The sequence below is a fragment of the Variovorax sp. H27-G14 genome (genome assembly GCF_046156345.1).
GTDB lineage: Bacteria > Pseudomonadota > Gammaproteobacteria > Burkholderiales > Burkholderiaceae_C > Variovorax.
This window is the reverse complement of the sequence record NZ_JAYLVN010000016.1, coordinates 35,211-59,030: the sequence shown is the minus strand read 5'-3', so window position 1 is coordinate 59,030 and position 23,820 is coordinate 35,211. Positions and strand designations below refer to the sequence as shown.

Genomic DNA, 23,820 nt, shown 5'->3' with positions numbered 1-23,820 from the left:
CGCACTCCTAATGAAGCTTGTTTAAACGTGCCCGCTGCATTTTCTCAGCAGCTTCTTTCGCATAAGGATTTTCTTTGTGAAGGGGAATTTTAGAAGAAGATTCTCCCGTCGGTACAAATTTGAGAGGGCCAACAGACGGAAAGCGCTCTATCGCGCTTGGCGGCACTTCTAGTACCCCTCCGAATCGATATAGCTCGATAATTGCTTTGTTATCGTACTTTCCAGCTTCGATAACGTGAATTCTGTCACTCGGCACGGCACCTCGCAAGAATACGTGTAGTGCGTTTGCTTTTGTTGAAAAAAAGGCAAAGCCCTTTCGTATCCGCCCCACCGCGGAGTAGCGGTTTCGTGACGCCTGTGTCCTGAGGGCAATTAGTTTTTGCTCACCAACGTCTGAAAAAATTTCTTTTGCGTAAAAAAGCCCATCTATGCGATGAGGTTCCAGTTGCAAGATAATTGCGCTGGGCTTGCCTCGTGCGAGATCGCTTTCGTTTAAATAGGTCGCTGCCATGGAAGCTGCACGGTTCAGCGCTGCGCTATCGGCGCGCCCCATGAAACCAAACATGCTGTAAAGTTCACCAAAATCGCCGCTGTCGTCCTCAAGTTCTTCAGCAGCGAAATAGTTTTCATGTACGAGAAAGATTTTTAAAGCTTCAACCCGTAAGAACTCCAGGCCGCTCTGACCCTTGGTAAATCTACGAAGCCATTCGTCATCCATTTCAAGCTTTTCTCCGTTTTCAATAAACATTTCTGGGAGTAAAGCAGGGCATTCTTGTATTTTGTATATAAGTTGTGAAATCGGAAGCGTGCGCGCTTTTATAGCATTGTCATCGCGATATTCTTGCAAGCGCGCGCGAATCTTCGCCGCCTGCCAGTCGGGGTAATCTTTCGGCCATTTCTCGGCCCCACCATTTGCCATTGCAAGGGCTCCTCGGAAGATTCGTGGACGATCTTAGCTTTCGGGAGCATGGATCGCATACTATTTGATCGAGGAGTGGCGGTGGAAACGAGCACTCCTGATCTTGGACATTGTTGGAACCACTTCTGGAGTTCAACATGGCCGAACAAGTTAAGTCCCATCGTTTCCTTTCGCCTCTAGCCGGCAAGCCGGCCACGCGTATGAGCCGCGACAAGAACGGCTTGCCCGTCTTCAAAATCCGCACCTCGGTCCTGACGCCGCTTCGGGCCAAGGCGGTCGACAGCATCAAGTCGTTCGTCGGCGGCGCACTGATGCTGTTTGTAGTGTTCACCGTGTTCGCCAATGACTTCAACTGGATGGCAGGGTGTGTCGTGGCCGTGCCTGCATGCGCCGTCTACTTCATGGCCGGCTGGACAGTGACGGCTTTGTTTCGCCAACGTACCAACATCGAGATGAGCGTCGATGCGCTGGTCCGCATCGGCTGGCGACTGAAGCGCTACGACCGGCGCTACAGCCATAGCTTCGTGCTGTACGTCCACGACAAGGCGCAAGACGAACAACGGGCGCATGAGGAAAAGATTGCGCAGGCCGGTGCCAAGGGCAAGGTTCTTCGCCTGAAGCCGTATTACGCGGACAGCTACCACGTTTGCTTGATGCACGGCACCACGCGCCGTGACCTCGTCGAGGTCTACTCCTTGAAAGATGCAGAGCTGATCTTGCAGCGTCTCGCGCTTTGCGATGCGCTGCTGAACGAGGCTGCCGGCATGGGCAACGCCTTCCATGGCGCGGGCGACCGGGAGGATCGCGGCGCAGGCGGCTTCGGGGACGCCGGCCGTGATCACCAGGCTGCGGGGGGTTTCTAAAATGATCGAAATCATCGCCAACACCATCGCCGGAGGCATTCGCGCTCTGGAGCCTGCCGGATGGGTCATGGTCCTTGCCGGAATCCTGCTGCTCTTTGGAGTCGTCATCGGCTTCCTGTGCGGGGCCGCGCAGGAACTCTGGACCCGCTTCAACAAATTTCTGGAAGCCCTCGGCCCTGCTACTGAATCCGCCGGGGCGAGATCAGCTCTGGCACTGCTCGGCGGTGCGCGCATCGCCTTCGAACTCATCGCAGTTGCGGTGCTCTCCGTCGCAGCGCGGCCGTGCCGCGCTTTCGTGGCCAGCGTCGTCTTGTCGAGGCGGCGGCTGCGCGACGGCTACCTCTACACGCGCGACGGTTACCGGACTCACGCCAGCTTTGCAGCCTTCACGGCGGCCAGGCGCGCTGACGAGGAAGCGGCGCGTGCCGAGGATGAGGATCTCAAAAGCTTCAAGGGTAACGGGCAGAGCGCAGCAATGCCGGAGGACATGCTCGCCTTCGAGCGCGCCCTGTCAATCCTTGGCCTGACCGCCGACGAAGCGCGCGACATGAAAAAGGTCAAGGTGCGCTACCGCGAGCTGATGCTGATCTGCCATCCAGATAAGCAATTCCCGCAACGTTACTTCGCGCAACTGATCAACGAGGCGATGGCGATCCTCAAGAAAGAAAACGGTGCGGCATGAAGCTGCTGCTTCAACCCTCACCTGCTTCAAGCTTGGCCCTGCGTCTTGGCAATGACGAGCGCGAAGGGCGGCGGCGGCGGCGGCTCCATGTCCGCCTTCATCCGGAACCGCGCCTCGTTGTAGAGGCGCTTCTGGCGGCCGAGGAAGCGGCCGACCCAGTTGTTGTATGAGGCTTCAGAGTGCCGGAGTTCCAACATCTCGGTGAGCGCCATCAGCTTGGTGGCGATCCACCCGTAATTCTCGATGTTGCGGGCGTGTTCAGCGCAAAAGCCGAGCAGCACGCGGGCCTGACTGCTGGCGATGATCTCTGGAGTAACGCCTTCCCTTTCGAGATCGACGAGCAGCGCGCGAATGCGCGCATCCGTCGACTCGCAGACACCGCGAGAGTTGAGCAAACGTAGTGGAATTTCATCGGGGGCGATCATGGCGTTTTCCTCTTCTGCAAGCACCCTGGCATGCGAGCAACTCCTCGTCCAGGACATTTTCGAAAGCCGGTCATGACCAACAAAGATGAAGGCGCGCGGCAAAGCTTCGACCAGGCGGCGAAGTTCGACCGTGAGCAGCACCTCGCAAAGTTGAGCGAGGCAGACAGAGAGAGCGCTCAAGCCGTCATCGATCGTTACGAACGACAGGCAGAGCGCGAAGTTGAGCGCTACGAGAAAGAGAAGCCGCAGGAGGTCGCCGCCGAAACAGCGCGTCTGGCGCTGTGGCAATCCAGTCCCGAGCTGTCGCCGCCAGATTCAAAGCGCAAGCTGATGTCGTATGAGCAGCTCTGCAACCTTGCAGAGAGCAACTGCGACCGCCGTCATGAGGCGGCTCTTCTCGGCATCGAGGCCCGGTGCAGTGCGGAGCTGGAGACCTTTACGCGCGGACGCGCCGGCGACAGCGCGGCGGATCACATTCCCGAAGATTCTGCTGACCTCTCCCAAACCTTCACGCAGCACGCGCAGTCACCAAAAGACCGTGAACAAAATTCGGACTTTGGCCGGTACAGCGACGAGAGTTCAAGCGAGATCGAATCCGGCGATTTCTATCGCGGTGAAGTGGACCATCATGACGGCCGTGAGCGATAGGCAAGTACTGGCTACAGAAGTTTTGCCTGCTCGACCCTGGCAAGGGTGTCGTTCTGCCAATCAGCGTAAGTCTCATTGGTATCTTTGACCTTCCATTCCATACGTCCGTTCGAGGCGCGGCCGAACACGATCGCAGAAGCGGCGCTAGGGCTCTTAAATGCTACGTCCTCACTAAAAAGAGCTTTCGTTCCGTCAAGCTGCACAACGAGCTTGCCCTCTTCAATGAGGCGATCAAACTGAGTCTTGTATGAGTGAGCGTCTAAACCGATCCATTTTGGTTGTGCTTCAGATCCGGCTAGAACAACGAAGTCCGCGCCGATCTCCTGTGCCTGCGCAAGAAGCCCATGTTTTATGCTCCGCGCCACAAAGATCGGCGAGGAGGCAACACTCGCTGGTCCGTCACTCGACTGACCCCCAAGGACCGGCGCTGAAGGAGCAGCCTGAGGCTTTTCTCGAAGAAATTCATGCCCTAGGGCCGGCAAGATCAACCTCACCATTGAAAGAAAGTACTCCATGTCGGCGATGTCCGCTTCCGGTAAGTAACCGTACTCCGGTGAGGTCGCATTGTGGACGCTCGCATGGCCGACGCCTTGAGAGATTGCAATCACTCGACTCTCCAGGTAGCGCGCATGTGCCTTCGTAAGGTTCTGGTCTTTGCTGGTGATCACGCAAGCACGCTCCCAGAAATCTTTGCTCTCATCCTTGTTGTGCTGAATGAGTCGTTTGCCGACGTTGTCGCTTTCTCCGATGTAGACCAGCGTCTTTCCGGCGACCTCTGGGTCCGGCCCGGTTAGAAAATAGATGCCCGTGCGAACCATCTCTGGACGTTGGACCAGTTCGAGCAGCTGGGTTCTCGGCCCCATCAATACATGACCTGTCCAGTTCATGATCTCAGCAGTCATGACGCCGTGCGGAGTTCCGTCCACCAGATATAGCTTTATCGATCGTCCTAGAAGCAAGTTCATTTCTATTTTTGCCATCAAATGTTGCGCGTGACTATCCGACTTTTAGCTTGGTTGGATGCCTTCTGTAAACCTAAAACGCTTGCCGGTTGCATTGTCAACGGCCTGAGCTGCTTCGTTCTTAAGGGAGGGGGGCGCGGGTGGCCGGCAGGCCAGGGGCGCATCAAAAAAATCGCCGGGACAAAACCCGGCGATTTTTCAGAAGAAGGCGGCCTCACGCCGGCTCAAGCTGTTCGGCGCTGACCTCGCCTCGCTCCTGCAGCCCTTCCAGAAAATCCGCCGCACGCTGCGCATGGGCGGCAGCCGAGAAGATCGCGCGCTTGTCTTCCTTCAAGACCCGCAGCCAGCTTGCAAGATAGGCCGCATGATCCTCGCGCACATCTGGCGTGATGCCGAGGCCCGCGCACAAGAACGCCGAACCCAGCTCGGCCACGAGTTCTTCGAAGGCATAGGCTTGATCGCCGAACCGTTTCCCAAACTCACGCGCCATGCGCGCGCTGTGACCTGTCCAGTGGATCAATTCATGCGCCTTGGTGGCGGTGTAGCTCTCGGCATCGCAAAAGGCCTGCAGCGGCGGCAGCTGAATGAAATCGCCGCCGGTCGTATAGAACGCGCGATTGCCGCCATGCCGAAACTTTGCGCCGGTCCGCTCGAAAAACGCTTCGGCCGCCGCAAACATCTGCAGCTTGTCCTGTGCGGGCTCTGCCTGCGTCACCAAAAACCGCTCCGGCAAGCCGTCGATCTGCTCGACGTTAAACACCGTGTAAGCCTTCATGAACGCAAAGGCGCGTTCCACCTTTTCGCCCTTGTCGTCGGTCTCGGTGGTCGTGGCGCGATCGGCATAGACAACCATCGAACCCTTCTCGCCCTTGCGCACCTGCGCGCCAAAGCCTTCCGCCTGTTTGTAGGTCATCCATGTATTGCGGTTGTAGCCCTTGTCCATCGCCTCGCCCCAGAGCAGCAGGACATTGATCCCGCGGTAGGGCGTACCGTTGGCGCGCAGCGGCATGACGCCGCGCCCCGAACTTTCTGGCGCACTCCATGGCTTTTGCCATGGCCGCGTCCCGGCCTCCAGCGATGCAATGATTTTCTCGGTCACACGGGTGTAAACGTCCAGCTTCGGCGCTGCAGTCTTCAAGGTCTTGGCGGTCTTCATGGTCTTCACTCCTGATCGGGTTTGGGGTCGATGCAAATGCGCATCACCCCTGCCCGTTGGCGAAACCGGGGACGCAAACGGAGTGGCAGACTGGCCGGAGGGGGATCACCCACCCGAGAGGGGCGGCGAAGCCGTGCTGCAGCTTTAGCGAAGCATGGGGATACCGGCCAAGGCTGGGCGAAGCCTTCACCACGGAGAGCGCGAGGGGCTGGCCCCTTAGAGATTCAAGACAAAGTTTTCCGGGCGGAACGCCCGCGAAAGTCGTACGCAGCGAACGCTGCTGATCGTTTCCCGCGAGAGGGATCGTTACCGTCTGGCCGGGACTTCAAGGCCCGGTGCGCATTCAGCGCATAGAGCCCGGCCGGGCCTGCCCGGCTCGCCCTCCCATGCAGTTATTTTTTGTTTGCTGTATCGAGACCGTCTCCGCTTCTGCTGCCTGATATCCACTCCCCCGGTCTTGTCCCATCAAGGTCCGAACAAAAAAAGCCGGCTCGTGCGAGCCGACTTTTTCACTGAACGAATATCAGAAGAAGCTGAACTGCCGCGCCGCCTCCTGCTCTGCCTTCCATGCCGGCAGGGACGCCGCTTCATCGAGCCAGGCGAGCGCAAAAGCCAGCGGGCCGCCGCAGGCATCGACTTCGTCGCCGCTGACAAAGCGAGAGCAATATCCCGTCTCTGACACAGGCAGCGCACCGCGCTCTGGACCAACGCTCCGCAGCTGGAGGTGAGCCACGGGCTCACCTCCGATCGATAGACCGAGCCAGTTCGGCTCGTAGCTCACTTCAACGGTGATACACGCCCATTGCAGGCGCTTGACGAAGATGCGCGAGATCATGCGGCGTCTCCTTCAGGCTTTGGCTGCATCAGGACGATGCGTCCGTTGACTGGCAGGGCGGCAAGGTCGAGATTGAACCCCTCGCCGTCTTTATGGGCCCAGGCCGAGCCGATGCGGGTCCAGTAAGCTTTCTCACCTTCTCCGGTCACGGTGTAGGCCACGAGTTCAGGTTTGCGTTTGGTCGTCATCGCGTTTTCTCCTTTGTTGATCGTTGCGATGAAACAAAAGGGCCTGACGGGTGTCCAAGCCGGACTTCCTGGGACGCCCGCAGCTGCACACGCGCTCGCGCACGGAAGCGAGGACGACGCGGTCACGCGCTCGCCCATGGAGGGCTGGCTGCCCGAAGGCATTGTGTTCATCACTGGCAGCGGATCAATCAAGAAAACGAGATCAAAGACCTTGACGCAAGCGGGTCGAGAAAACACGTGAGCGCTGAGAAATTCTTGCGACGTTCCCGCCCGCTCGATTGCCAGACTGAAGCAGGTGTGGGCTGCAAGCCCGGCTTCCATCCGATCAATGGCATGTGAGATTCGTGCCCCCTGCGTGGAGATCGCCGATGCGGGCCTGAGCAGCTCGTTTTGCCACAAGGGTTCATGAAGCCCTGCAAGCGCCGAGACGGCGCTCCTTCTCTGATCGTTGCGGTTCGCTGCGCGAATGCCAGAGCCAGAACTGCCTTGTGTCCCTTCGCCGACTGTCAGGCCGCAATGGGCGGCCTTCAGCAGAAGGAGAAGAAGATGATCTTCAACTACACCATCGATGCCTTGAAAGCCATGCCGTCCCTTGAACTGCATGTGCTGTTCAGACTGGCAAGCGAAGCGTCCCGGCATGAGCAACCGGAGAAAGCGATCGCTGCGCGTCAAACCTGCCTGCAGGTGAGCATCGCGCTCAAGCTTCGGCGCTGAACCGAAAGCGACCGCAGCACTGCGGTCGCTCTTTTCAGGGTTCGCTCAATTGCATCTGTGCGGTTGCGCTGGCTGCAAGCTATTGAGGGCGTCCGGCTGAACATGCCGCTCCAGCGGCTGGCTGTACCTCTTTCCGCGATAGGGATCGTCACCGTCAGGCCGGGACCTTGCAGGCCCGGTGCGCGCCAGCGCATAGAGCCCGGTCGGGCAAAGCCCGGATCGCTCAAATGAGGAATCTGCAGTACGCTATATCTGGCCTCGAAAGGCTACGGACCCCCTGGGGTAGTGTTTGAAAAGGCGTCGGCGTGATGCCAGACCCGAAAGGACCAGACCATGTTTGAACGGATTTACGAATACTTTTTGACCGAGCCCCGCCGTCTCATCGACCTCGGAAACAACCTCGTCCGCACGGGCGCGTTCCTCCTTGTGCTCGGCGCGATCGGCAATGTGATGACCGGTGTCAGCGCCGTCGCACTTAGCTTCGGAAAGCAAACGGTCAACCCGCAAACGCTGGCGGATCTCTACCCGTCTATTCCGACCTGGTTCGTGCCGGAATCCATCATTGGCTGTGTCCCTGCGATCCTGATGATGCTTATCGGCTTCAGCGTCGCTTCGATGGGCCACCGCCTGAAGCGCGCCTACTTCTAAAAGATCTATGAGCGGGACTGTCGACTACGGCGATCCCGAAGACTGGCCGGGCCTGATGCCCGGCTTCGAGAATGTCGCGAACGACGAAGAACGCGACCTTGCCGCGCTTGAGCCGGCATGGGGCAAGGCGGCGACGTTCTTTCGAACAGGGCACCGCTTTGGTCATCCGCGCACCTCGACGAGGTGCATGTCGCTCGACGACATCCATCGACAGCTTGGCGTCTTCAAATCGCGCTTCGAGGACGGCGACACGCTGTCGCTGTTGCAGGCTGTGAGGATGTGCGCGGAGGAGAACCTTCCGCTTCCGACCTGGCTGGCGATTGCCTTCCAAAGCGCGATGGACCGGTTTCTGCAACCGGGCCGGACGCACTCACTCGATCAGGTGTTTGCCAGCCGCGGGGTTCCGACCGCATCCGCGAACAAAGCCGCCCAGGTCAAAATTGACTGGCAGCTCGGGGGACGGCTTTATCACGAGGTGTGGTCGCTCGCGCACAAGGACGAGACCATCACTTCTTTCGATATGGCAGTCGAGCGCGTGCTTGCCGCGACCGGCTATGGCGTCGGCAAGACAAAGGCTAAAGCGTTGATCCTGAAGATCGAGCGCAACCAGTCACAGTTTCTGGGCAAGGAGATATCCCTGTCGCGGTTTTTGACGAAACGGCGAAAACTGATGACGGAGTGAGCCGGCCGGCCTATCTTTCGGTTCGTTGCGCCATGCGGCGCACTTTTATCGAAAGGGTGCCTGTGCCACGTCTTCCAAAGCTCACCGATCTTGCCGCCTTCGTCCAGGTCCTGGAGAAAAACCCGTTCGGATCGCTGATCCTGCTGTTGCTCGTTCTGAGCGTTGCGCTGCTCCTGTGGGCAGTGCGCTGAGCATGGAGCTTGTCGCCTGCCGCGCGATATGCTGGTATGCCCCTGACCAATAGAACAAGGCAGAAGACAGATGAAAATATTTATCAGTTCCCTGATCGGCGGCTTCGAGCCGTTTCGCGCCGCTGCCCGCTCTGCCGTGACAGCGCTGAAACATGAGGCAGTCATGGCCGAGGATTTTCCGGCCCAGCCGAACTCGCCGCAGATTGCCTGCCTGCAGGGCGTGCGATCAGCCGATCTGGTCGTGCTGATCCTCGGCGAACGCTATGGCTCAGTCCAGGGCACGTCCAATGTCTCCCCGACGCATGAGGAATTTCTTGAAGCCAGAGATTCAAGGCCGGTGTTCGTGTTCGTACAGGAGGGCATTACGCGCGACGCCCAGCAAACGAAGTTTGTGACTGAAGTCCAGGGCTGGCAGCACGGCTATTTTCGGGGCGGCTTCACCACGCCAGAACAGCTGCGAGACCTCGTGACCGGTGCTATCCATGAGTATCAACTGGCCCACGCGACGGCCCCGCTCGACACCGGAGCGCTGAAGCAATCATCGATCGCGCTCCTGCCGCGCGAGGGGCGCGGCAACACCATCCAGTCGCCGGTGCTGTATCTTGCAATCGCTGGCGGCCCCTTGCAAAACATCCTGCGCCCGGCCGAACTCGAAGCGCCAGCACTGGCCAGCGACCTGCATCAGCGCGCGCTTTTCACCGAGCCGCTCCTCTTTGACCGCAGCAAGGGCGTGGAAAGCGATATCGATGGAGCGGCGCTGGTTCTTGAGCAGGACGGCGGAAGCCGGATTCAGCTTGATGAACAGGGCGGCATCCTGTTGCGTCTGCCCCTTGAAGACCGTAGACCGCGCGGACAGCACGGCTTCGGCGGAAGCTTCGCGATCATCGAGGAAACTGTCGTGCGTCAGCTAAGCGCCGGCATTGCTTATGCCGCGTGGCTTTTTGAGCGTATCGACGCCACGCAGAAGCTGACGCATGTCGCGCTATCGGCGCGCATCAACGCCAGCGAGCATCTTGGCTGGCGGACGCAGGCTGAAGATGACGCGCAGCCGAACTCCGGAAGCATGGGTTTCGGCGGGAACGAAGAGAAGCCACCCGTCACCGTGAGCTGCCCGCGCGCAGCCTTGCGATTCGATGCAATGCGTCTCTCAGAAGATCTGATGGTGCCCCTGCGGAGGCAGCGCAAGTCTCGCTAGATCGAGCGGCAGCGCGACACAGGATCAAGATGTTTCATATCCTCAAGCAGGACTCCCAACCCAATGTCTATGAGATGTGGTTCGCGGTCCAGCCGGACCCGCTCTGGATCACCCGCACGACGTGGAATGATCTTTGCGCCCGCGTGATCTCTGTCGGCGACGCCAAGGGACCGGCTCCCTACTACGGCAACCCGGAAGTGCTTGCCGACATCTATACCGCGCAGGGTTTCCTGAAGCAGCGCGGCAGTGTGATCAGCGCAGCCGGCACCTACAAGACATGGCGACAGATCGCCGAGCCCTTCTGGGCCAAGAAACAAGGTTAGCCCGGCAGGCTGTAGCTGACGTTTGTATCGCTGATCGTGATCAGCCCTTGCGCCTGCAGCTCGTTGATCAGCGCGACCAGCTCCGACTCAGGAACAGCATTCTGAAACAGCGCGTTGATGGTGTTCGACAAGGTCTTGACCTTGCGTGGCCGCGCCGATCCGCGTGCGTGCAAATGCGCGGTGATCACCGCAATCTTCTCGCCCGGGAGCTTAGCGTTTAAAACCTTCAGGAGCGGAATCTCGCTGACATCACGCCAGCGCGCCGCCAGTATCTTCTTGTCCTTCAGATGCTGGATCAGAGGATCGAAGCCGGTGTCCTTCGAGATGATGTGAAAGTAAGGACTCGAGTCCTGCAGCGACAGCTGCCCGATATAGAACGCGATATGAAAATCGAGTGCGTTCGGTCCGCTCCCCGAGATCTTGATGTACGACGCCCGCTCTCCCATGCGCTGCAGGGCGGCGGCGGTCTCAAACGCCACCTTGGCCTGCGTCGCCCCGACAAAGACGATCAGCCGAAAGTGATCTTCATGCAGGACAGACAGCGCCTCGGGCTGAACGCTCTCGTAATCGATGAGCACGTAGTTGATGCGCTGGCCCATCGCTTCCCGATCAGGTGACTGGCACAGCGTCAGGCTGCAAAGTCGGCAAGGGTCTTGCCTGCGGCGAGCCCCTCGCTCAGCCAGCGCGGCTTGCGCCCGCGCGTACCGCCAACCCAGATCTCGCCCCCCGGCCCGCGATAGCGCGGCCCTGTCCGGGTGGCTGTGGCCCGCCGCGTCGCCGCCTTGCCGCTCAAGCCAAGCTCTTTCGCGGTGATGCCATATTCGGCAATCTTGGCGCGCACGTCCTGGACAACCGCGCTGACTTCCTCAGCGCGGTGCTTTGCCGCAGCTACCCTCAGTTCCGCGAGCTGTTCCTCGTGCGCCTTGATCTGTGCCTGGATGTCGGCGAGAGAAAGTGTTGTCATTGCTTAGGAGTGCTTGTAGATGCAAAAAAAGTTGAGCGAATGCGCTTGTCAGCGAGTGACACGAAGAATCTCCGTTACGCGTGCGCCTCGCCCTTATGAACCACGTGCAGGGCACGAGTGACGAAGGTTTTCAATTCTGATGAAACTACAGGAACAGTATCAGCCCCTCCGGGGTTCGTGTCGTGATGAAACTGGCCCGCATAGTCGTTGATTTCATTAAGCTCTGCGACAAGGCCTTGGGCATACACAAGCGGGCTTGGCAAAGCTGCATCCCTGATCTGAATGACGACTTGACCAAACAGCAATGTCTTCGGGACAAGGCCGGGAAATCTTCGATGAAGGTAGCCTTCCAGCATCGGCCTCACCGCCTTTGCAACCGTACGGGCATCTCCCGCTGCACCTGCGCAAAAATCGTTGAGCAAACGGTGATGCTGAAAATATGAAGACTCACACTCTTTGTCGATGTCGAGCGCTCCGAAGCCTGTGTAGTCATTGGCAGCTGGGCCAAGCTGAAAAAGACTATCGAAGCAGCTGAATCGGCCTTCAATAGTGCATCACGGAAGTCTCGGAGAAAGTACGGATCATGGGCAAGCACAACAAGCTGTGCGGAGCCTGCGTGGAGGCTTTTCAAGACGGCTTTGGTATGTTGTCGACGATTAACGTCGAGACTGCACATGGGGTCGTCTACCACTAAAGTTCTAGTAGACAGCTTTGCATCCGCCAAAGTGCTCGCGACGAAAAATGCGAATGCCAAGGTGCGCTTATCGCCCTCGCTCAACGCCGTAGCGAAGGACGGGTTTCCGCCTTCCAATGCAACGGTCTTACCGCGAAGCTGCAGGCCGTACTCACTGCGCGGAGCGCCACCCCGAAAGTTTGCCCCCATGCCTTGGATGCTGAAAGACGCACCGAATTTTTTGAGTAGGACGTTGATAGCCTTTTCATACTTACCGAGCGTTGCAGTCATCAGCGTATCAAGTGTTTCACGCTGAGTTTTTTTGACTTTCTCTGCAGCTTCTGCGGCGTTATGTGCAGTGGCCAACTTCGCCAGAATATCTATCACGTTCTGCTGATGACGGCGCTTTGCGGCCTGGATACTCAAGACCTGTTGCTGAAGCACGGCGGTGTTCGCCGTAGCGAGCTTGCCCTTGTAGATGCTGATCAGATCCGCTGCTGCTTTGATCGCAACGTTTGATGCCTTGAGTGGCGCGAGGACACCGACCCAAAGCTGTTCGGCTTTGGCGAGATCGGCAGGCGACCCTATGGCCTCAGCCGGAGACGCTTGCTTTTGCCGCGCAAGATCCAACAAAAACTCGCGAAGTTCCTGCAGCGCCTTTGCGGAGAGAAGTGAATCAAAAGCAAGTGGTTCTGTCGGCACTTGCTCGGCCCAAGCAACTGCTTGAGCTGAAGCTGTGGCGATTGCTTGTTGCATCGAGTCAACAATCGACTTTGCAGTTCCCGTAGCAATCAATGCCTGCAGAGAAGTGACTTTAACTTTCAGGTCCGCATATGCTGCGTTGAAATGAGTCTGATAGGCCTTGATCAAGTCATTGTCAGTCGTTGCTTGATCGCAATATGGACAAGTCTTGCCGTCACCAAATTGCAGACCTTGGCTTAGCCATCCCTCCGCAGCCTTGTTGTTCAGCTTTTCAAGATGCTTCTTTACTATCTGCTCTGCATCTTCATGCACATCTTTGAGCGAGGTCCCAAGAACAGAAAAGACGCTTGCAAGATTGAACGCTGGCTCAGCGACAACTGCCGGGATGGGCTTCGCGGTAATCGCGTTGATGTTCGCTGCAGCTGTGATCTGCCCTTGGAGCGCGGCCAGTTGCTTGTCGGCATCTGCCACCACTGACAGCTTTTCGAACTGCGCCAAGGTAAAGCCTTGGTGAAAGCCCGACAATTGCTGGGTGAGAGCCTGAACATCCTCTGACGCCTTCTTTGCGTCCGTCGTGGCCTTGTCTACCGCCGCGCGGGCAGCAACAGCTGGCTCACCGAGCGCAAACTCAAGAAGGTTTTTCCGGTGGTTGGTGTTGACCGCTCCGCCTGAGTGAACATTTCGCTCGATGAAGTCAGCGTCGAAGACGAGAACCTCCGAACGTCGCTCCGACCAGGCCCCCATCGCAAAGTTGACTTGATGACCGCTACCGAACTGAAGCGCTACTTTTGGCGGCAATGTCCCATCGAGTGTCTTTCGATGGGCGATCAGTGATGCATCGCCAGTGGAGAGGGATCGTAGGATTGTGGCTAAGGTTGATTTACCTCTTCCATTGTCGCCATAGATCAACGTCGCTTTGCGACATGTATGCGTTTTCCCATTCGCATTGTGTAGTAGGCCGATGCCCTGAATTTCAGAGATTCGCTCAAGCATTGTCTTCTCCAATATTTTTGTTTTAGCTATTGCGCATAGCTAATGTTTAGTCAGAGGAGCTACTGTCGTCCAACGCCAAGGCTTCAAACTCAAGTCCCTTTATTTCTTCAAGCGACTGACCTGCAATGCCTTGCAAGTCACCATACATCCCTACCGTCGCCGTCATCACGCGCTCAATCTGCTCTTCGCGTTTGGCCCACTGCTTTATGATGGCCTTGCGCTCCTTGTCGAGATCGGTCTGCATTGCGGAAAACGCCTCGACAATCGCCTCAACGCGGTGTCGAAATCGCGGCCCCGTAAGGTATTCGTAGACCATTTCAGTCTTCGTTTGCTGGCCCTCCGTGACCTGCCGCGCCATTGTGACTTGCATAAGGGAGTGACGCAGGATCGTTGCCACAGGCAAGGCGGCGCGCGGGCTTGTGACCCATACGCCATCTATGACATCGAATGCCTCAATGCCCTTCGGCAACGCCTGACTGACTAAGACAGAGACCTCGGCCTTCGCGCTTCGTTGATCCTCTCGCAGTTTCACAAGCCACCCATCGCTCCAATTTCGGGTGCGCTTCGACTCCCACAAAATCGAACCACATTGCTGTCCGGTCGGAGTGACTACTCGGTGCAGCGCGTCACCACCAAACTCTCCCTTCGCGACAGGCTCGATGGAATCGTATGGAAACTTTGCCCGAAGCAAGTTTTCCAGATCTAACTCTTGGACCTCACCTTGAAGCTGCTGGGACCCCTGCTCGGCTTTCTGTTTCAACTCCTCGATTTTCTGCTGCATTGAAGCGATGGTCTGATCCTTTTCCATCACCTTCAGCTTGAGTCCGTCTTCCGCCTCGCGACGCGCAAGTACGCGCACCTCGTCCAAGCCAACCTGCACCCGTTTCTCTACAGTGAGATCCAGCTCGCGCTTTTCATCATCGAGGGCGCGCTGCCTTTTGATCAGTTCCGCTTGCGCGTTCTGTGCTTCCGCAAGTTTTTCCTCCCTGCTCAGCAGAACGGCTTGAAGGTCGGAAACCTCGCGTGCCTTGGCATCGAGTTCAGCGGCGCTGGCGAGCTTGGCTTTTTTTGATTCCTCCGCAGCGACGCGTTGGCGTTCAGTTTTTAGCGTGGCGGCGACCTGATCTGCAACTTGTTCGTCAAGGGAGCGCTTGGCCTCGGCAACTTGCTTTTCCTTCTCCCGAACGCCTTGTTCGCGCTTCGCAATGTCCTCATCCTTTTTGGACAGCTGCTCCTCAAACTGCTGGCGCGTTGCCGCAAGTAGAGGGGCGGCAAGCGACTCCGTGAGGCGGATCTCAATTTTGCAGCTGGGGCAGTTGATGGTCGGCTCTGTCATAAAACTCTCGTCCTTCAAATTAGCCGACGTTTACGGGTACTAGCGTCATTGTGTCGTTGCCGAAGATGTCGATGACCTTTACCGCAACGGTATAGCGGCCAGGCCGGTCGTAGGTATGGAGGGCAGTCGTAAGATCTAAGTCCCGACTTTGCCGTGTCCGAAAGCTTTGCCACTCGTTTTCGAAAATGTAGCCACCGGTCCAGCGTTCCTCGAACTCAGGCAAGGTCAGCTCCCCTTGCGGAAGCTCAAAGCCTTGCAATGTAGCGACGCCCCCAAGGCCGGTGCCGATTGGAACTTTGATGATCTCCTTGCGCTGCAGATAATCGAAATCGACAGCCCAATAGTCCACCCAGTCAGTCCATGATTTGGTCAGCCGTTCTTTGTGGACGACACCTTCCTTGCTTTTGCTGACCTTGTAGAGTTGGCCCTGCTCACACATCACTTCATTCTTGCCTTCTCTCATGGCAGAAATTGCAGCCTCGGCTGCACCCTGTGTGTAGTAAACCGAAAAATCGGTTAGTTGAATACTAATTCCCAACTTATTCTTCTTGTCGTAGCGAGGCGTTGCCTCCACAAAGCTAATGTCGTGAAAAACAACTTCTCCCCTATCTACCGCTCGCTTGTCAAATACTTCTGCCGGAATATATTTTGGCGCAAGATCAATCCCTTTGCCTTTGGCTTCCTCTAGAACGGCAGGAAAGAGGCCCATTTCAAATTCGAATGCTAGAATATCTACCCTAGATGCACCGCGTTTTCGGCATTCGGTAATAACCTCTTCTACAAACAGTCGACCCACTGGCAAATTGATTGGACCAATTACGACAAGTCTGCCGTTGCGTGCCCCATGGAAAAATCCTTCTTGGGCTTGGCCAGCTGCGTTGTCGCCGAATACAGTCGCCTTATAAGCTCTCATTATGAGTTCCCGGAATTCGACTTCTTTTTTCGCAAGAATGTCCGCCTTTTGGGAATCTGAAAATCTGCCTGAAACATTGAGGTAGGCTTGACGCTCGTAACGGCCAAGATTCAGTACTTCGAAAGCACGAAAGCTTTTTTCAGCCGCCTTCATGTCACGTTGAACCCCGATCAAACGTTTCCGTGTCGTGTGAATCCCAAATTTCCCTAGATCGCTGGCTATCCATTTTCGACCGAGCTTTTCAGCTACAGCTGCCGTAGTTCCGCTACCACAGAAAAAATCCGCGACTAGATCACCCTCGTTGGTGGAGAGTGAAATAATTCGGTGCAGGAGGGCTTCAGGTTTTTGAGTGGGATAGTCAATTCGTTGATGGCCAGCAGTGACCCAAGGCACGTCGGTCCATATGTCGTCAAGTAAAACCCCTGGCAGTTCATCAAGAAATTGCTTCCGATATAGATTGCCATTTTCACCTTCGTGAATTAGACCGTCCTTACGCATCTGTTCAATGGTCGTGGGACTGGTGGCCGTTCCAAGATTTTGATCACCTCGGTAAAGTCGACCCGTTGCATCTTTATACCTAAACCGTTCCTTGTATTCGGCACTGTATTCTGTGTGCTGCGAATTATAGGTAAACTTCTCAGAGCGGGTGTACAGATAAATCGATTCGTGATTGAACGGGAGTTTCTGCTTTCCTTTGAAACCGCTTACAGACATCCTTTTCCAGCGAATGTTGTTTTGAAATCTGTCTTTGCCGAAAACTTCATCTAGAACGAGCTTCAACATTGAGCTAACTTGTGGCCCAATATGGACATAGATGCTGCCATCGTCGGACATGAGGTCGCGAATCAAGATTAAGCGTTCGTATATCATTGAGATGAATGAGTCCGCTCCGCGCCCCCATGTATCTCTGTAGGCTATTTGTTCTAATAAATTAGCCTCTTTGTGGAACGTTTCGCCGCCAATCTCAATGTCCATGCTAAAGTCTGCGCCGATATCGAATGGAGGATCGATATAGACTAGTTTTAAGCCTCCCGCGTCTTCAATCTGTTTGCGGAGGGCGCCTGATTTCAGGGACGATAAAATTAGTTTATTGTCCCCCCAGATTAACTTGTTGGTCCAACCCTTAAGCTGTCGGCCACGACTGTCGAACAAATCCTCTTGTGTTTTCGTTTCAAATCGCGGCTCGTCAATATGTTCCAAGGTTTGAAATGGCAGCACTGTAGTGCAGACGTCGCGAGTTTTACCATTCCAGACAAGCTCGACTTCTTGTCGATCTTCAAAAAGAAGAAAGCGATATTTTTCTGGTAAAGCTCTACCCTGCTGAATAAGCGTGACCAAATCTCGCTGCTCTGATTCGCTCAGCTCATAGTTTTTTTTGGGTGCCATGGTTGGTCAGTCCTCTTGGTATTCTCGGAATGTGCTCGCCAGCCCTGCGAATGTCGAAGGCTTGTGCTTTTGAAAACTCTTTTGGTCTACATACACAAAGTTGTACGACGGCCCGCCATCATCTTTGGTCGCCTCAGTCGCGTCTTCGCACCACTGACGAAGCCGGGCCATCTTCTGCGGCAGATCAAGCTCTTCACGGCCTTTCGCTTCGACGACCCAGACTTTCCCGTCTGTCGTTCGTGCGAGGAAGTCCGGCGTGTATGTTGAAAGCTCGCCGTTAGCCTTGACATACTCGATCTTGAAGCCGACCGCCATGTAGTTCTTGCCGAAGGCCTGCACGTCGGATGCCGATTCCAGGAACGCGGCAAAGTCAAGTTCGAGGCCCTCGGCATTCACTTCGCCGACTATCCGATTAAAGACGGACTTCTTTGCCAGCACGTAGCCGCGCGGCTCAGTTCGGAATGGGCGTGTGTCGCGAAGGCGGATATGCCCCTCGATGCGTGAGCTTCCGCCTTCGTAGATGGTCAGTTTATTGATTGCCGCGCGGAAGTGGTCGAAGAGCACTTTGCCCACTTCTGGCTCGGAGAGGTTGCGAAGGATGACCGGGTCTTCGAGATCAACAGGCTCTTCAAATAGATGATCTCGTACAAACTGCTTCACCTTCGGATAGAGCTGGTCATAGCCGCCGACGAGTCGAAGATCCTTAAGTAGCTGACGCGTGAAGAATGCGACGACCGAGCGGAAGTCGCCGGGGCCCGTGCCATCGAGATGCATGGTGTGATCGACTTCGGCGTCAAGCATTTTCTTAAACACGATCTCTCGCGTCTGTTCCGGCGTGAAGGGCTTGACGGCCAATTTTTGGTTGCCGAAATGCTCCGGTTCTAGTTCGGTTAGATCCTTGAATTCGCGGTTAAATCGGCGTGTGAGCCGCGGGACGGCAATATCGAGTGCATCGATATCCTTGTTTGGTGAATCGGTCTCAACCTCAACGATTAAGGAATCTTGGCGTTCTCGTCCGCCTGCGCCCCCCATTGGCACGCGGTCGAACGTCACGCCTTCATTCTGGATAGATTCGACAAATTCCATGAAGGCCTGCGTGCCCATAACGGAAACAGTCTCTTTCTGCTCGCTGCCGAAGTACATGCGACGCAGGCCACGTCCAAGCGTCTGCTCGGGAAGAATGTTGCTTTTCGCCGCAAACGCTCGCAGGCCAACGATGGTCGTGACATTGCGCACGTCCCATCCTTCCTTGAGCATCAAGACGGAGACGATGGCCTTGTACGGTGACTTCCAGGTATCAATTTCGTTCGATTGCTTGCGTAATATGTCCAACTCTTCCTTGTTCTTGCTGGATGCTGCTTCGGAAATTTCGCCGTTGGCCTTGGTGTGGATCACCAACACCGCGCCTTGCAACTCGGGAGATATCTTTTCAAGATAGGACCCCACTTCGTCGCAGTTCTTGGTGTCATCGACCATTACAAAAAGCACGGCTTTCTTGCCGAGCTTTTCATGTTCGGCATAGCTTTTGCGCCATTCCTCGACGCCAAGCTGGAGATAGTCGGCGTATTTCTCGGAAATCAGCGGGCTCTTATGCTCAGTTAGCTTGGCGCGGCTGACTGCGTCAGGAAGCACAGGGTGCTTCACAACATTCTGGGCAATTGCCTCGACCAGTGGATAGTCGCTCACGGTTTGCACAAAGATCGCGCCATTGTCATGACGCGGTGTAGCCGTTACGTCGATCTGAATTGTGAGCCGTAGGTCCTTCTGCAGCATCCGGTGATGAATGTCCTGGATGCACTGAAACCATGCCATGCGCGGATCGTGTATGTGGTGCGCCTCGTCGTTGAACACAGCGAGTTCGTCGATTTCACGCACGATCTCTCCCAGATCGGTGTTGCTGTCGTTCGTCTTTCCGACCGGCTTGGCCCCGAACGGCGCAAGGAAGTAGTCGCGCAGGTCATCGTCTTCAAGCGATGGCTCTGGAATCTCCCCGAGATAGACCCGGTGGATGTTCGTCAAAAAGATGTTGCCGGTCGGACGTACGATTCGCACATCATCCTGAATGTGCAGCGCTACCTGAAAATCGTCGCGCCAGTTTTGACCGGCGTGTCCGTTGTCGGGCAAGACAGGGTCATTGAAGAAGATGCGTAGTCCATCGAAGTCAGTCCGTAGACGGTCAAGAACAATAATGTTTGGAGCAATTAGTAGGAAGTTGCGTGACAGCGTCGAGTCTGTTTCGTACTGCTTGTGAAAGTAGCTCCAGGCCATCAGGAGCGATAGCACCTTCGTCTTTCCCGCGCCCGTTGCCATCTTGACGACGTAGCGTGGCCAGTCTTCGTCGAACATATTCGTCGAAACCGCACCTGAGGCGTCGAAGCGCAGTAGGTCGAACTTGTCGCGCGCACCGTGGACGTCATACAGCCAGATGACTGTTTCGACAGCTTCACGCTGTGCGAAGTAGTAGCGGAACTCGCTCTGCGTGCCGTCAGCCTGCTCGATAAGGTGGTCCGTTGCGAACCACCATTTCAGGAGGGCTCGCGAGGTTGCCGACGCCCCTGAATAGTCGGCGTCACGCCACCTCTTGACCTCTTCGCGTACTTTCGCGACAAGCGGCGGCAACAGCTTTTCGTAGGCGGTGCTACGAAGCTCTTCAGCAGCCGGAAACCAGCGATGCGCAGGCGTCAAGACCTCGTAAGGTGATGTGGGAAAGCTGGGGTGCAGCGCCATGTTGGCTTCCGTCCTCGTGTTCTTGTGTGGTTTTCTTATAGCTGTGCGCTCACAGCCAGGCTAGGCGAATCTTTCACGCTTGGCGGGGCGAGGATAGCCGCTGATTCGCTTCAACCCGCCACCTACTCGTTTAGATGCGTGGCATGTCGCGCCTCTCCCCGCAGGTCCGCCAGAAGGCCCTGTTGTCCTTTTCTGAGCCCAACCTGCCTTGAGCCACAAGCGCCTGGCGCTTCCTCAGACGTTTCGACCCATGGGTGGCTGGGCATCCAACTGGGCGATCTACCGGCCTCACAAGGGCGCGCAGCTCAGCTTCCGAGACAGGGAGAAGCATGAATACGCGCATCTCGGACATCGAAACGCTGCGGGGTAAGGCGACTGGCGAACTGAACACGATCTTTAGAATGACCATAAAAGCCATGATTCTGCGGAGACAGCCCTCGGGAATACGACCGCGCGCGCCGGACGGCGGTCGATTACCTGGTGGCGATGAATGCGCCACAACAACTCGAACTTTGAGGTCGCCCGATGGGCATCGAGACCCTATATGAACGCCAGTACTGGCGAAGACGTGCAAGTCACATCCGCCACAAACTCGCCACAAGCCCAAAAATGTTACCGCAGAAAACGGCGGACTTCTGCGGATTAAAACGGACTCATTTTTGTGGCAAAAAGCGCTAAATCCCCATTTTCTTTCCGAAATCAAGCGCTAAGTCATTGATTTAAAATGGAGCGGGCGACGAGTCTCGAACTCGCGACCTACAGCTTGGGAAGCCGGATATGTCATTGAAATTACAGGCTTTTATGGTGGTGCTGCCACAGATTCGCCACAAGAAAACGGGCGACCTTGCCATAACCGGCAATACCGGTCGTGAATTAGGCCTCTTCAATTAGCCTACATATAATTAAACTAGAGAGTCAAGCAACTCGGACGGTGCGCGCTTCATTGTGGAGATCATCCCCTGCCTGCGGCTCTTCTTGTCCTCGGCGCGCCGGATGAGATGGGCATAGACATCGAACGTCGTGCTGATGTCGGTATGTCCCATGAGCGTCTTGACCTTGGCGAGGTCGGTTCCCTGTGCGATGAGAACCGACGCGAAGTAGTGCCGCAGGGCGTACGGCGCGTATCTGGACCGCACGACCTCCTTCCCCTCCTCAACGGAGACCTCCACAAGGCCTGCTTTGCGGCAGACTTCATCGAAGCATCGCTTGCGCCAGTTGTCCTGCGACTGCCAATGTCCAGTGGCGGTTGGGAACGCCAGATTATGAATATTGGGTTGATCTATGGTGGCAACGTATTGACGGACCATTTCGATCGTCACGTCGCTGAGTTCGATGAAGCGCCGTGCCGCGAGGGTCTTGGGAACTGTGAGGTCTCCGCTTTTATCGACGGCGCGTTCGATCGTCACGCCGCCGTCGAAGAAGCTGCTCGCGGCGACCGCTACATATTCCTGCGGTCTCATGCCCGAGTCCACAGCGAGATACAGCATGGGCCGGTATCGCTTCCACGTTTTCGCGACGCGTAGGTTCGTTGAGTTGGCAAGATCGTCTGCTGCCTGAAGCAGTGCGGCGATCTCTGCCTCGGTCGGGATAGCAACCGGCTCGTCGTATCTCGTCTCCTTGCGAACACTCACATTACTCGCCGCGTTGATGTCGACTTCGCCGCGCGTCGCCATTTCGGATAGAACGCCATGAAAGTAGGTCAGCGTCTTCGCCGCGAGATAGCGGCCATGTTCCTTGATGAGCCAGGATCTGAACGCAACAACGTGCGGCTTGGTCAGGCCACGAAGATCAGTGGGCCAGGCATAGGCTTTCATGATCTCCGCGACGTATCGGTAGTACTTGTGCGTGGCTCTTGTGACAGGCGGGCGACCGTCGCGGCCTTCTTTCTCGCACACGTCGAGCCAGAGCAGCACAGCTTGCGGGATGGTGAGGGAGTGCGGCTTTGCCGAGGATTGTTTCGGCGACTCACGAAACGCGCGCGCTTCCTTGAGCGTCTCGAAGGTCTTGTATGAATAGCCGGTGATGCTGCCACTATCTGCGTAGCGGACCTGGTACGTGACGCCTTTCTTGCCGGTCTTCTTCCTGATGTCGGACATGATTCTGCATACCTGCCTCAGAGTCGCGGTTCAAGTCCTTTTCGCAAGGAGGCCACATTTATCTTGGCGCTGTTCTCCGCGTTCACCTGGATGCGGATGTAGATGTCTAGCAGCGTGTTCTTGTCGATCTTGAGGCGCTTGTCGATCGGATCGACGAAGAACGGCAACTTGCGCTTGCCATTCGGGTCCGGATCAGCGGCACGCTTGATCTGCCGGTGCGTGAGGTGGATCCCGATTTCAGCGAGCGCGATGCGCGCCCCTTCAATACCTATATACGTTGGTGTGCTCATCTGGTCCTCCCTGGCTCAGATCTTGTAGTCTTCAGCGGCGCTGCGGTAAGGGCCATCGGCGAACACCTTGCTTAGCTTTCGTCCGTCCTTGCCCTTCAGTTCGACAGGCGACCCGCGACCGTCGCTCGGATTCACATAAAGAGTCGCGCCTTGCGAAAACGCCAGCGCGTGAACGTGTTCCAGCTCGATGAGTTGTTCGAAGATGGCCTGCCGGAGTTGAGCCATGGTGAGTTCGCCGCGTATCGTGATCTGCATCCGAGGCTCCTACCCCAAACCATTGATCTAATTTGAGTCTGATCTTTGAAGGTTGAGAATTTCTTAATTTCACATATTTCTGGTTGCGTGGCACAACAGAAAATCACGGTGGCCGTCTGCCCGTGTCCGTCACGGTCCGCACGAAACCCCCGCCGCGAGGAATGCGAGGGGAAGATGGCGCGATAGCGCTCCTAAAGTTGAGGCACCGGACCAACACCCAGGAGGCCCAGATGCCAAGTTCGTACCACTCGACGCAGGATCTTTGCGAGCGGTTCCGCTGCTCCAGCCGCACGCTGTTCCGCCGTATGCGGCGGACGATCAATCCCTTCCCCGCTCCGGCGATCGTTCATGCCGGCAGCTTCAACCTGTGGGACGCAGAAGATGTTGCCGCATGGGAAACCCGTGAGCGCTCGCGCAGCCGCGCCCCGATCAATTCGGTCTCCGCAAACCTTTCCCTTGGAGGTCAACCATGAGCAACAAGTCGCCGCGCGCTTACGCGCATTACCGCAAGCTGGTCGCCGAAGCGAACGAGCGCACGATCCAGCTGTGCAAGGACACTGATCTGACCGACGCCGAGCTGTGGTGGTGCGACCTGTCGCCGCTGGAGTCCTGGGTTTTTGGCATCGAGCCATCGTTGCTCAATGCGCTCGTGATCGGCTGGGTGCGCTATCAGGACATGGTGGACTGCACCGACATCGAGTTCTTGGAGTTTCGCGACGAGGAGCGCGCTGCCTTCCCTAAACTGTTTCAAGGCGAGCGCGTCATCACCTTTGAAGGTGCAGTCGGCTTTTTGATGGAAGCGTGCGAGCTGCCGCAGGTGCAATCAATGATGTGGGTGTGCCGTACGTTCGTGCAGAACGCGCGCAGCGGTCTCTACGAGGCACCGTCCGAAGCGCCGGCCTGGGCGCACGGCGACGTGAACCCGGCGGGCCTCTTCAACGATCCCGATTGCTGGACGCTCGAAGGTGCACGCGGTTTCTGGTAGCGCTGCTTTCCGTAAACATGAACGACCCGCAACCCACTGAAATCGCTCGCAAAGTTTCCTCTTTCGCAA

At 56.6% G+C, this 23,820-nt stretch carries 28 protein-coding genes; 12 read left to right on the top strand and 16 right to left on the bottom strand.

Annotated features, from left to right (window positions below; genetic code table 11):
• Window positions 1–7: 7 nt before the first annotated feature.
• Complete coding sequence (locus tag VLK31_RS27475) at window positions 8–919, bottom strand: hypothetical protein (RefSeq protein WP_409171646.1); 912 nt, start codon at window positions 917–919, stop codon at window positions 8–10.
• A 137-nt stretch (window positions 920–1,056) separates the two neighbouring features.
• Between VLK31_RS27475 and VLK31_RS27470 the strand changes: the two genes are divergently transcribed.
• Together VLK31_RS27470 and VLK31_RS27465 are read left to right on the top strand one after the other, a co-directional pair.
• Complete coding sequence (locus tag VLK31_RS27470) at window positions 1,057–1,782, top strand: hypothetical protein (protein WP_409171645.1); 726 nt, start codon at window positions 1,057–1,059, stop codon at window positions 1,780–1,782.
• A gap of 1 nt (window position 1,783) precedes the next feature.
• Window positions 1,784–2,464: a J domain-containing protein gene (locus tag VLK31_RS27465; RefSeq protein ID WP_409171644.1), complete on the top strand. Its 681-nt coding sequence runs from the start codon at window positions 1,784–1,786 to the stop codon at window positions 2,462–2,464.
• Between the two features lie 26 nt (window positions 2,465–2,490).
• Here the strand turns inward: VLK31_RS27465 and VLK31_RS27460 are convergent, their stop codons facing one another.
• Window positions 2,491–2,889 carry a hypothetical protein gene (locus VLK31_RS27460; protein ID WP_409171643.1) on the bottom strand — a complete coding sequence of 133 codons (399 nt, stop codon included), beginning with the start codon at window positions 2,887–2,889 and terminating at the stop codon, window positions 2,491–2,493.
• Window positions 2,890–2,961: 72 nt separating this feature from the next.
• On the opposite strand from VLK31_RS27460, the gene VLK31_RS27455 reads away from it, so the two are divergent.
• Complete coding sequence (locus tag VLK31_RS27455) at window positions 2,962–3,537, top strand: hypothetical protein (RefSeq protein WP_409171642.1); 576 nt, start codon at window positions 2,962–2,964, stop codon at window positions 3,535–3,537.
• Between the two features lie 11 nt (window positions 3,538–3,548).
• On the opposite strand, the gene VLK31_RS27450 is transcribed toward VLK31_RS27455, so the two are convergent.
• The 4 genes from VLK31_RS27450 to VLK31_RS27435 form a co-directional block, all read right to left on the bottom strand.
• Window positions 3,549–4,517, bottom strand: a complete 969-nt coding sequence (locus VLK31_RS27450) for a GIY-YIG nuclease family protein (protein ID WP_409171641.1) — start codon at window positions 4,515–4,517, stop codon at window positions 3,549–3,551.
• Between the two features lie 196 nt (window positions 4,518–4,713).
• Complete coding sequence (locus VLK31_RS27445) at window positions 4,714–5,655, bottom strand: ArdC family protein (protein ID WP_409171640.1); 942 nt, start codon at window positions 5,653–5,655, stop codon at window positions 4,714–4,716.
• Between the two features lie 523 nt (window positions 5,656–6,178).
• Window positions 6,179–6,490 carry a hypothetical protein gene (locus VLK31_RS27440; RefSeq protein ID WP_409171639.1) on the bottom strand — a complete coding sequence of 104 codons (312 nt, stop codon included), beginning with the start codon at window positions 6,488–6,490 and terminating at the stop codon, window positions 6,179–6,181.
• Entirely contained in the window at window positions 6,487–6,678 is a 192-nt protein-coding gene (locus VLK31_RS27435; protein WP_409171638.1) for a hypothetical protein, read from the bottom strand. Before VLK31_RS27435 ends, VLK31_RS27440 begins: the two co-directional genes overlap by 4 nt.
• Here VLK31_RS27435 and VLK31_RS27430 point away from each other — a divergent pair.
• The 7 genes from VLK31_RS27430 (at window position 6,662) to VLK31_RS27400 (ending at window position 10,431) form a co-directional block, all read left to right on the top strand.
• Window positions 6,662–6,919 carry a hypothetical protein gene (locus VLK31_RS27430; RefSeq protein ID WP_409171637.1) on the top strand — a complete coding sequence of 86 codons (258 nt, stop codon included), beginning with the start codon at window positions 6,662–6,664 and terminating at the stop codon, window positions 6,917–6,919. The genes VLK31_RS27435 and VLK31_RS27430 overlap by 17 nt on opposite strands.
• A 164-nt stretch (window positions 6,920–7,083) precedes the next feature.
• Window positions 7,084–7,392, top strand: a complete 309-nt coding sequence (locus VLK31_RS27425) for a hypothetical protein (protein ID WP_409171636.1) — start codon at window positions 7,084–7,086, stop codon at window positions 7,390–7,392.
• Between the two features lie 333 nt (window positions 7,393–7,725).
• A complete protein-coding gene (locus VLK31_RS27420) occupies window positions 7,726–8,040 on the top strand; it encodes a hypothetical protein (RefSeq protein ID WP_409171635.1) in 315 nt (104 codons plus the stop codon).
• 7 nt (window positions 8,041–8,047) lie between these two features.
• Window positions 8,048–8,722 carry a hypothetical protein gene (locus tag VLK31_RS27415; RefSeq protein ID WP_409171634.1) on the top strand — a complete coding sequence of 225 codons (675 nt, stop codon included), beginning with the start codon at window positions 8,048–8,050 and terminating at the stop codon, window positions 8,720–8,722.
• Between the two features lie 32 nt (window positions 8,723–8,754).
• On the top strand, window positions 8,755–8,913 hold the full coding sequence (locus VLK31_RS27410) for a hypothetical protein (RefSeq protein ID WP_409171633.1): 159 nt from the start codon (window positions 8,755–8,757) through the stop codon (window positions 8,911–8,913).
• A gap of 70 nt (window positions 8,914–8,983) precedes the next feature.
• Window positions 8,984–10,108: a DUF4062 domain-containing protein gene (locus tag VLK31_RS27405; protein ID WP_409171632.1), complete on the top strand. Its 1,125-nt coding sequence runs from the start codon at window positions 8,984–8,986 to the stop codon at window positions 10,106–10,108.
• Window positions 10,109–10,137: 29 nt separating this feature from the next.
• A complete protein-coding gene (locus tag VLK31_RS27400; RefSeq protein WP_409171631.1) occupies window positions 10,138–10,431 on the top strand; it encodes a hypothetical protein in 294 nt (97 codons plus the stop codon).
• Here VLK31_RS27400 and VLK31_RS27395 read toward each other — a convergent pair.
• The 10 genes from VLK31_RS27395 to VLK31_RS27350 all read right to left on the bottom strand — a co-directional run bounded on the left by VLK31_RS27395 (window position 10,428) and on the right by VLK31_RS27350 (window position 22,766).
• On the bottom strand, window positions 10,428–11,030 hold the full coding sequence (locus VLK31_RS27395; RefSeq protein WP_409171630.1) for a PIN domain-containing protein: 603 nt from the start codon (window positions 11,028–11,030) through the stop codon (window positions 10,428–10,430). The two genes, VLK31_RS27400 and VLK31_RS27395, sit on opposite strands and share 4 nt — an antisense overlap.
• Before the next feature lie 29 nt (window positions 11,031–11,059).
• Window positions 11,060–11,395 carry an H-NS family nucleoid-associated regulatory protein gene (locus VLK31_RS27390; RefSeq protein WP_409171629.1) on the bottom strand — a complete coding sequence of 112 codons (336 nt, stop codon included), beginning with the start codon at window positions 11,393–11,395 and terminating at the stop codon, window positions 11,060–11,062.
• A 74-nt stretch (window positions 11,396–11,469) separates the two neighbouring features.
• A complete protein-coding gene (locus VLK31_RS27385) occupies window positions 11,470–11,751 on the bottom strand; it encodes a hypothetical protein (RefSeq protein WP_409171628.1) in 282 nt (93 codons plus the stop codon).
• Between the two features lie 5 nt (window positions 11,752–11,756).
• Window positions 11,757–13,763: an AAA family ATPase gene (locus VLK31_RS27380; protein WP_409171627.1), complete on the bottom strand. Its 2,007-nt coding sequence runs from the start codon at window positions 13,761–13,763 to the stop codon at window positions 11,757–11,759.
• Between the two features lie 46 nt (window positions 13,764–13,809).
• Window positions 13,810–15,099 (bottom strand): DUF2130 domain-containing protein, encoded by a 1,290-nt coding sequence (locus tag VLK31_RS27375; protein ID WP_409171626.1) that lies wholly within the window; start codon window positions 15,097–15,099, stop codon window positions 13,810–13,812.
• Between the two features lie 19 nt (window positions 15,100–15,118).
• Window positions 15,119–17,398, bottom strand: coding sequence for a DNA methyltransferase (locus tag VLK31_RS27370; protein ID WP_409171625.1), 2,280 nt, complete (start codon window positions 17,396–17,398; stop codon window positions 15,119–15,121).
• 6 nt (window positions 17,399–17,404) lie between these two features.
• The gene (locus VLK31_RS27365) at window positions 17,405–20,125 is read right to left on the bottom strand and encodes a DEAD/DEAH box helicase (RefSeq protein WP_409171624.1); all 2,721 of its coding nucleotides are present in this window, start codon (window positions 20,123–20,125) and stop codon (window positions 17,405–17,407) included.
• Window positions 20,126–21,027: 902 nt separating this feature from the next.
• Complete coding sequence (locus VLK31_RS27360; RefSeq protein ID WP_409171623.1) at window positions 21,028–22,221, bottom strand: tyrosine-type recombinase/integrase; 1,194 nt, start codon at window positions 22,219–22,221, stop codon at window positions 21,028–21,030.
• Between the two features lie 17 nt (window positions 22,222–22,238).
• The gene (locus tag VLK31_RS27355) at window positions 22,239–22,511 is read right to left on the bottom strand and encodes a hypothetical protein (RefSeq protein WP_409171622.1); all 273 of its coding nucleotides are present in this window, start codon (window positions 22,509–22,511) and stop codon (window positions 22,239–22,241) included.
• Window positions 22,512–22,526: 15 nt separating this feature from the next.
• A complete protein-coding gene (locus tag VLK31_RS27350) occupies window positions 22,527–22,766 on the bottom strand; it encodes a hypothetical protein (RefSeq protein WP_409171621.1) in 240 nt (79 codons plus the stop codon).
• A 230-nt stretch (window positions 22,767–22,996) separates the two neighbouring features.
• Between VLK31_RS27350 and VLK31_RS27345 the strand changes: the two genes are divergently transcribed.
• Together VLK31_RS27345 and VLK31_RS27340 are read left to right on the top strand one after the other, a co-directional pair.
• Window positions 22,997–23,239, top strand: coding sequence for a hypothetical protein (locus VLK31_RS27345; protein WP_409171620.1), 243 nt, complete (start codon window positions 22,997–22,999; stop codon window positions 23,237–23,239).
• The gene (locus tag VLK31_RS27340) at window positions 23,236–23,751 is read left to right on the top strand and encodes a hypothetical protein (RefSeq protein ID WP_409171619.1); all 516 of its coding nucleotides are present in this window, start codon (window positions 23,236–23,238) and stop codon (window positions 23,749–23,751) included. Before VLK31_RS27345 ends, VLK31_RS27340 begins: the two co-directional genes overlap by 4 nt.
• Window positions 23,752–23,820 lie beyond the last annotated feature (69 nt).

What these genes read in the sequence shown, in the direction of transcription:
- VLK31_RS27415 (WP_409171634.1), top strand. Translation starts at nt 8,048, where the DNA reads ATGAGCGGGACTGTCGACTACGGCGATCCCGAAGACTGGCCGGGCCTG.
- VLK31_RS27410 (WP_409171633.1), top strand. Translation starts at nt 8,755, where the DNA reads ATGCGGCGCACTTTTATCGAAAGGGTGCCTGTGCCACGTCTTCCAAAG.
- VLK31_RS27355 (WP_409171622.1), bottom strand. Translation starts at nt 22,511, where the DNA reads ATGAGCACACCAACGTATATAGGTATTGAAGGGGCGCGCATCGCGCTC.
- VLK31_RS27450 (WP_409171641.1), bottom strand. Translation starts at nt 4,517, where the DNA reads ATGGCAAAAATAGAAATGAACTTGCTTCTAGGACGATCGATAAAGCTA.
- VLK31_RS27475 (WP_409171646.1), bottom strand. Translation starts at nt 919, where the DNA reads ATGGCAAATGGTGGGGCCGAGAAATGGCCGAAAGATTACCCCGACTGG.
- VLK31_RS27460 (WP_409171643.1), bottom strand. Translation starts at nt 2,889, where the DNA reads ATGATCGCCCCCGATGAAATTCCACTACGTTTGCTCAACTCTCGCGGT.
- VLK31_RS27360 (WP_409171623.1), bottom strand. Translation starts at nt 22,221, where the DNA reads ATGTCCGACATCAGGAAGAAGACCGGCAAGAAAGGCGTCACGTACCAG.
- VLK31_RS27370 (WP_409171625.1), bottom strand. Translation starts at nt 17,398, where the DNA reads ATGGCACCCAAAAAAAACTATGAGCTGAGCGAATCAGAGCAGCGAGAT.
- VLK31_RS27390 (WP_409171629.1), bottom strand. Translation starts at nt 11,395, where the DNA reads ATGACAACACTTTCTCTCGCCGACATCCAGGCACAGATCAAGGCGCAC.
- VLK31_RS27345 (WP_409171620.1), top strand. Translation starts at nt 22,997, where the DNA reads ATGCCAAGTTCGTACCACTCGACGCAGGATCTTTGCGAGCGGTTCCGC.
- VLK31_RS27405 (WP_409171632.1), top strand. Translation starts at nt 8,984, where the DNA reads ATGAAAATATTTATCAGTTCCCTGATCGGCGGCTTCGAGCCGTTTCGC.
- VLK31_RS27395 (WP_409171630.1), bottom strand. Translation starts at nt 11,030, where the DNA reads ATGGGCCAGCGCATCAACTACGTGCTCATCGATTACGAGAGCGTTCAG.
- VLK31_RS27340 (WP_409171619.1), top strand. Translation starts at nt 23,236, where the DNA reads ATGAGCAACAAGTCGCCGCGCGCTTACGCGCATTACCGCAAGCTGGTC.
- VLK31_RS27470 (WP_409171645.1), top strand. Translation starts at nt 1,057, where the DNA reads ATGGCCGAACAAGTTAAGTCCCATCGTTTCCTTTCGCCTCTAGCCGGC.
- VLK31_RS27420 (WP_409171635.1), top strand. Translation starts at nt 7,726, where the DNA reads ATGTTTGAACGGATTTACGAATACTTTTTGACCGAGCCCCGCCGTCTC.
- VLK31_RS27400 (WP_409171631.1), top strand. Translation starts at nt 10,138, where the DNA reads ATGTTTCATATCCTCAAGCAGGACTCCCAACCCAATGTCTATGAGATG.
- VLK31_RS27375 (WP_409171626.1), bottom strand. Translation starts at nt 15,099, where the DNA reads ATGACAGAGCCGACCATCAACTGCCCCAGCTGCAAAATTGAGATCCGC.
- VLK31_RS27440 (WP_409171639.1), bottom strand. Translation starts at nt 6,490, where the DNA reads ATGATCTCGCGCATCTTCGTCAAGCGCCTGCAATGGGCGTGTATCACC.
- VLK31_RS27445 (WP_409171640.1), bottom strand. Translation starts at nt 5,655, where the DNA reads ATGAAGACCGCCAAGACCTTGAAGACTGCAGCGCCGAAGCTGGACGTT.
- VLK31_RS27365 (WP_409171624.1), bottom strand. Translation starts at nt 20,125, where the DNA reads ATGGCGCTGCACCCCAGCTTTCCCACATCACCTTACGAGGTCTTGACG.
- VLK31_RS27380 (WP_409171627.1), bottom strand. Translation starts at nt 13,763, where the DNA reads ATGCTTGAGCGAATCTCTGAAATTCAGGGCATCGGCCTACTACACAAT.
- VLK31_RS27465 (WP_409171644.1), top strand. Translation starts at nt 1,784, where the DNA reads ATGATCGAAATCATCGCCAACACCATCGCCGGAGGCATTCGCGCTCTG.
- VLK31_RS27385 (WP_409171628.1), bottom strand. Translation starts at nt 11,751, where the DNA reads ATGCTGGAAGGCTACCTTCATCGAAGATTTCCCGGCCTTGTCCCGAAG.
- VLK31_RS27350 (WP_409171621.1), bottom strand. Translation starts at nt 22,766, where the DNA reads ATGCAGATCACGATACGCGGCGAACTCACCATGGCTCAACTCCGGCAG.
- VLK31_RS27455 (WP_409171642.1), top strand. Translation starts at nt 2,962, where the DNA reads ATGACCAACAAAGATGAAGGCGCGCGGCAAAGCTTCGACCAGGCGGCG.
- VLK31_RS27435 (WP_409171638.1), bottom strand. Translation starts at nt 6,678, where the DNA reads ATGACGACCAAACGCAAACCTGAACTCGTGGCCTACACCGTGACCGGA.
- VLK31_RS27425 (WP_409171636.1), top strand. Translation starts at nt 7,084, where the DNA reads ATGAAGCCCTGCAAGCGCCGAGACGGCGCTCCTTCTCTGATCGTTGCG.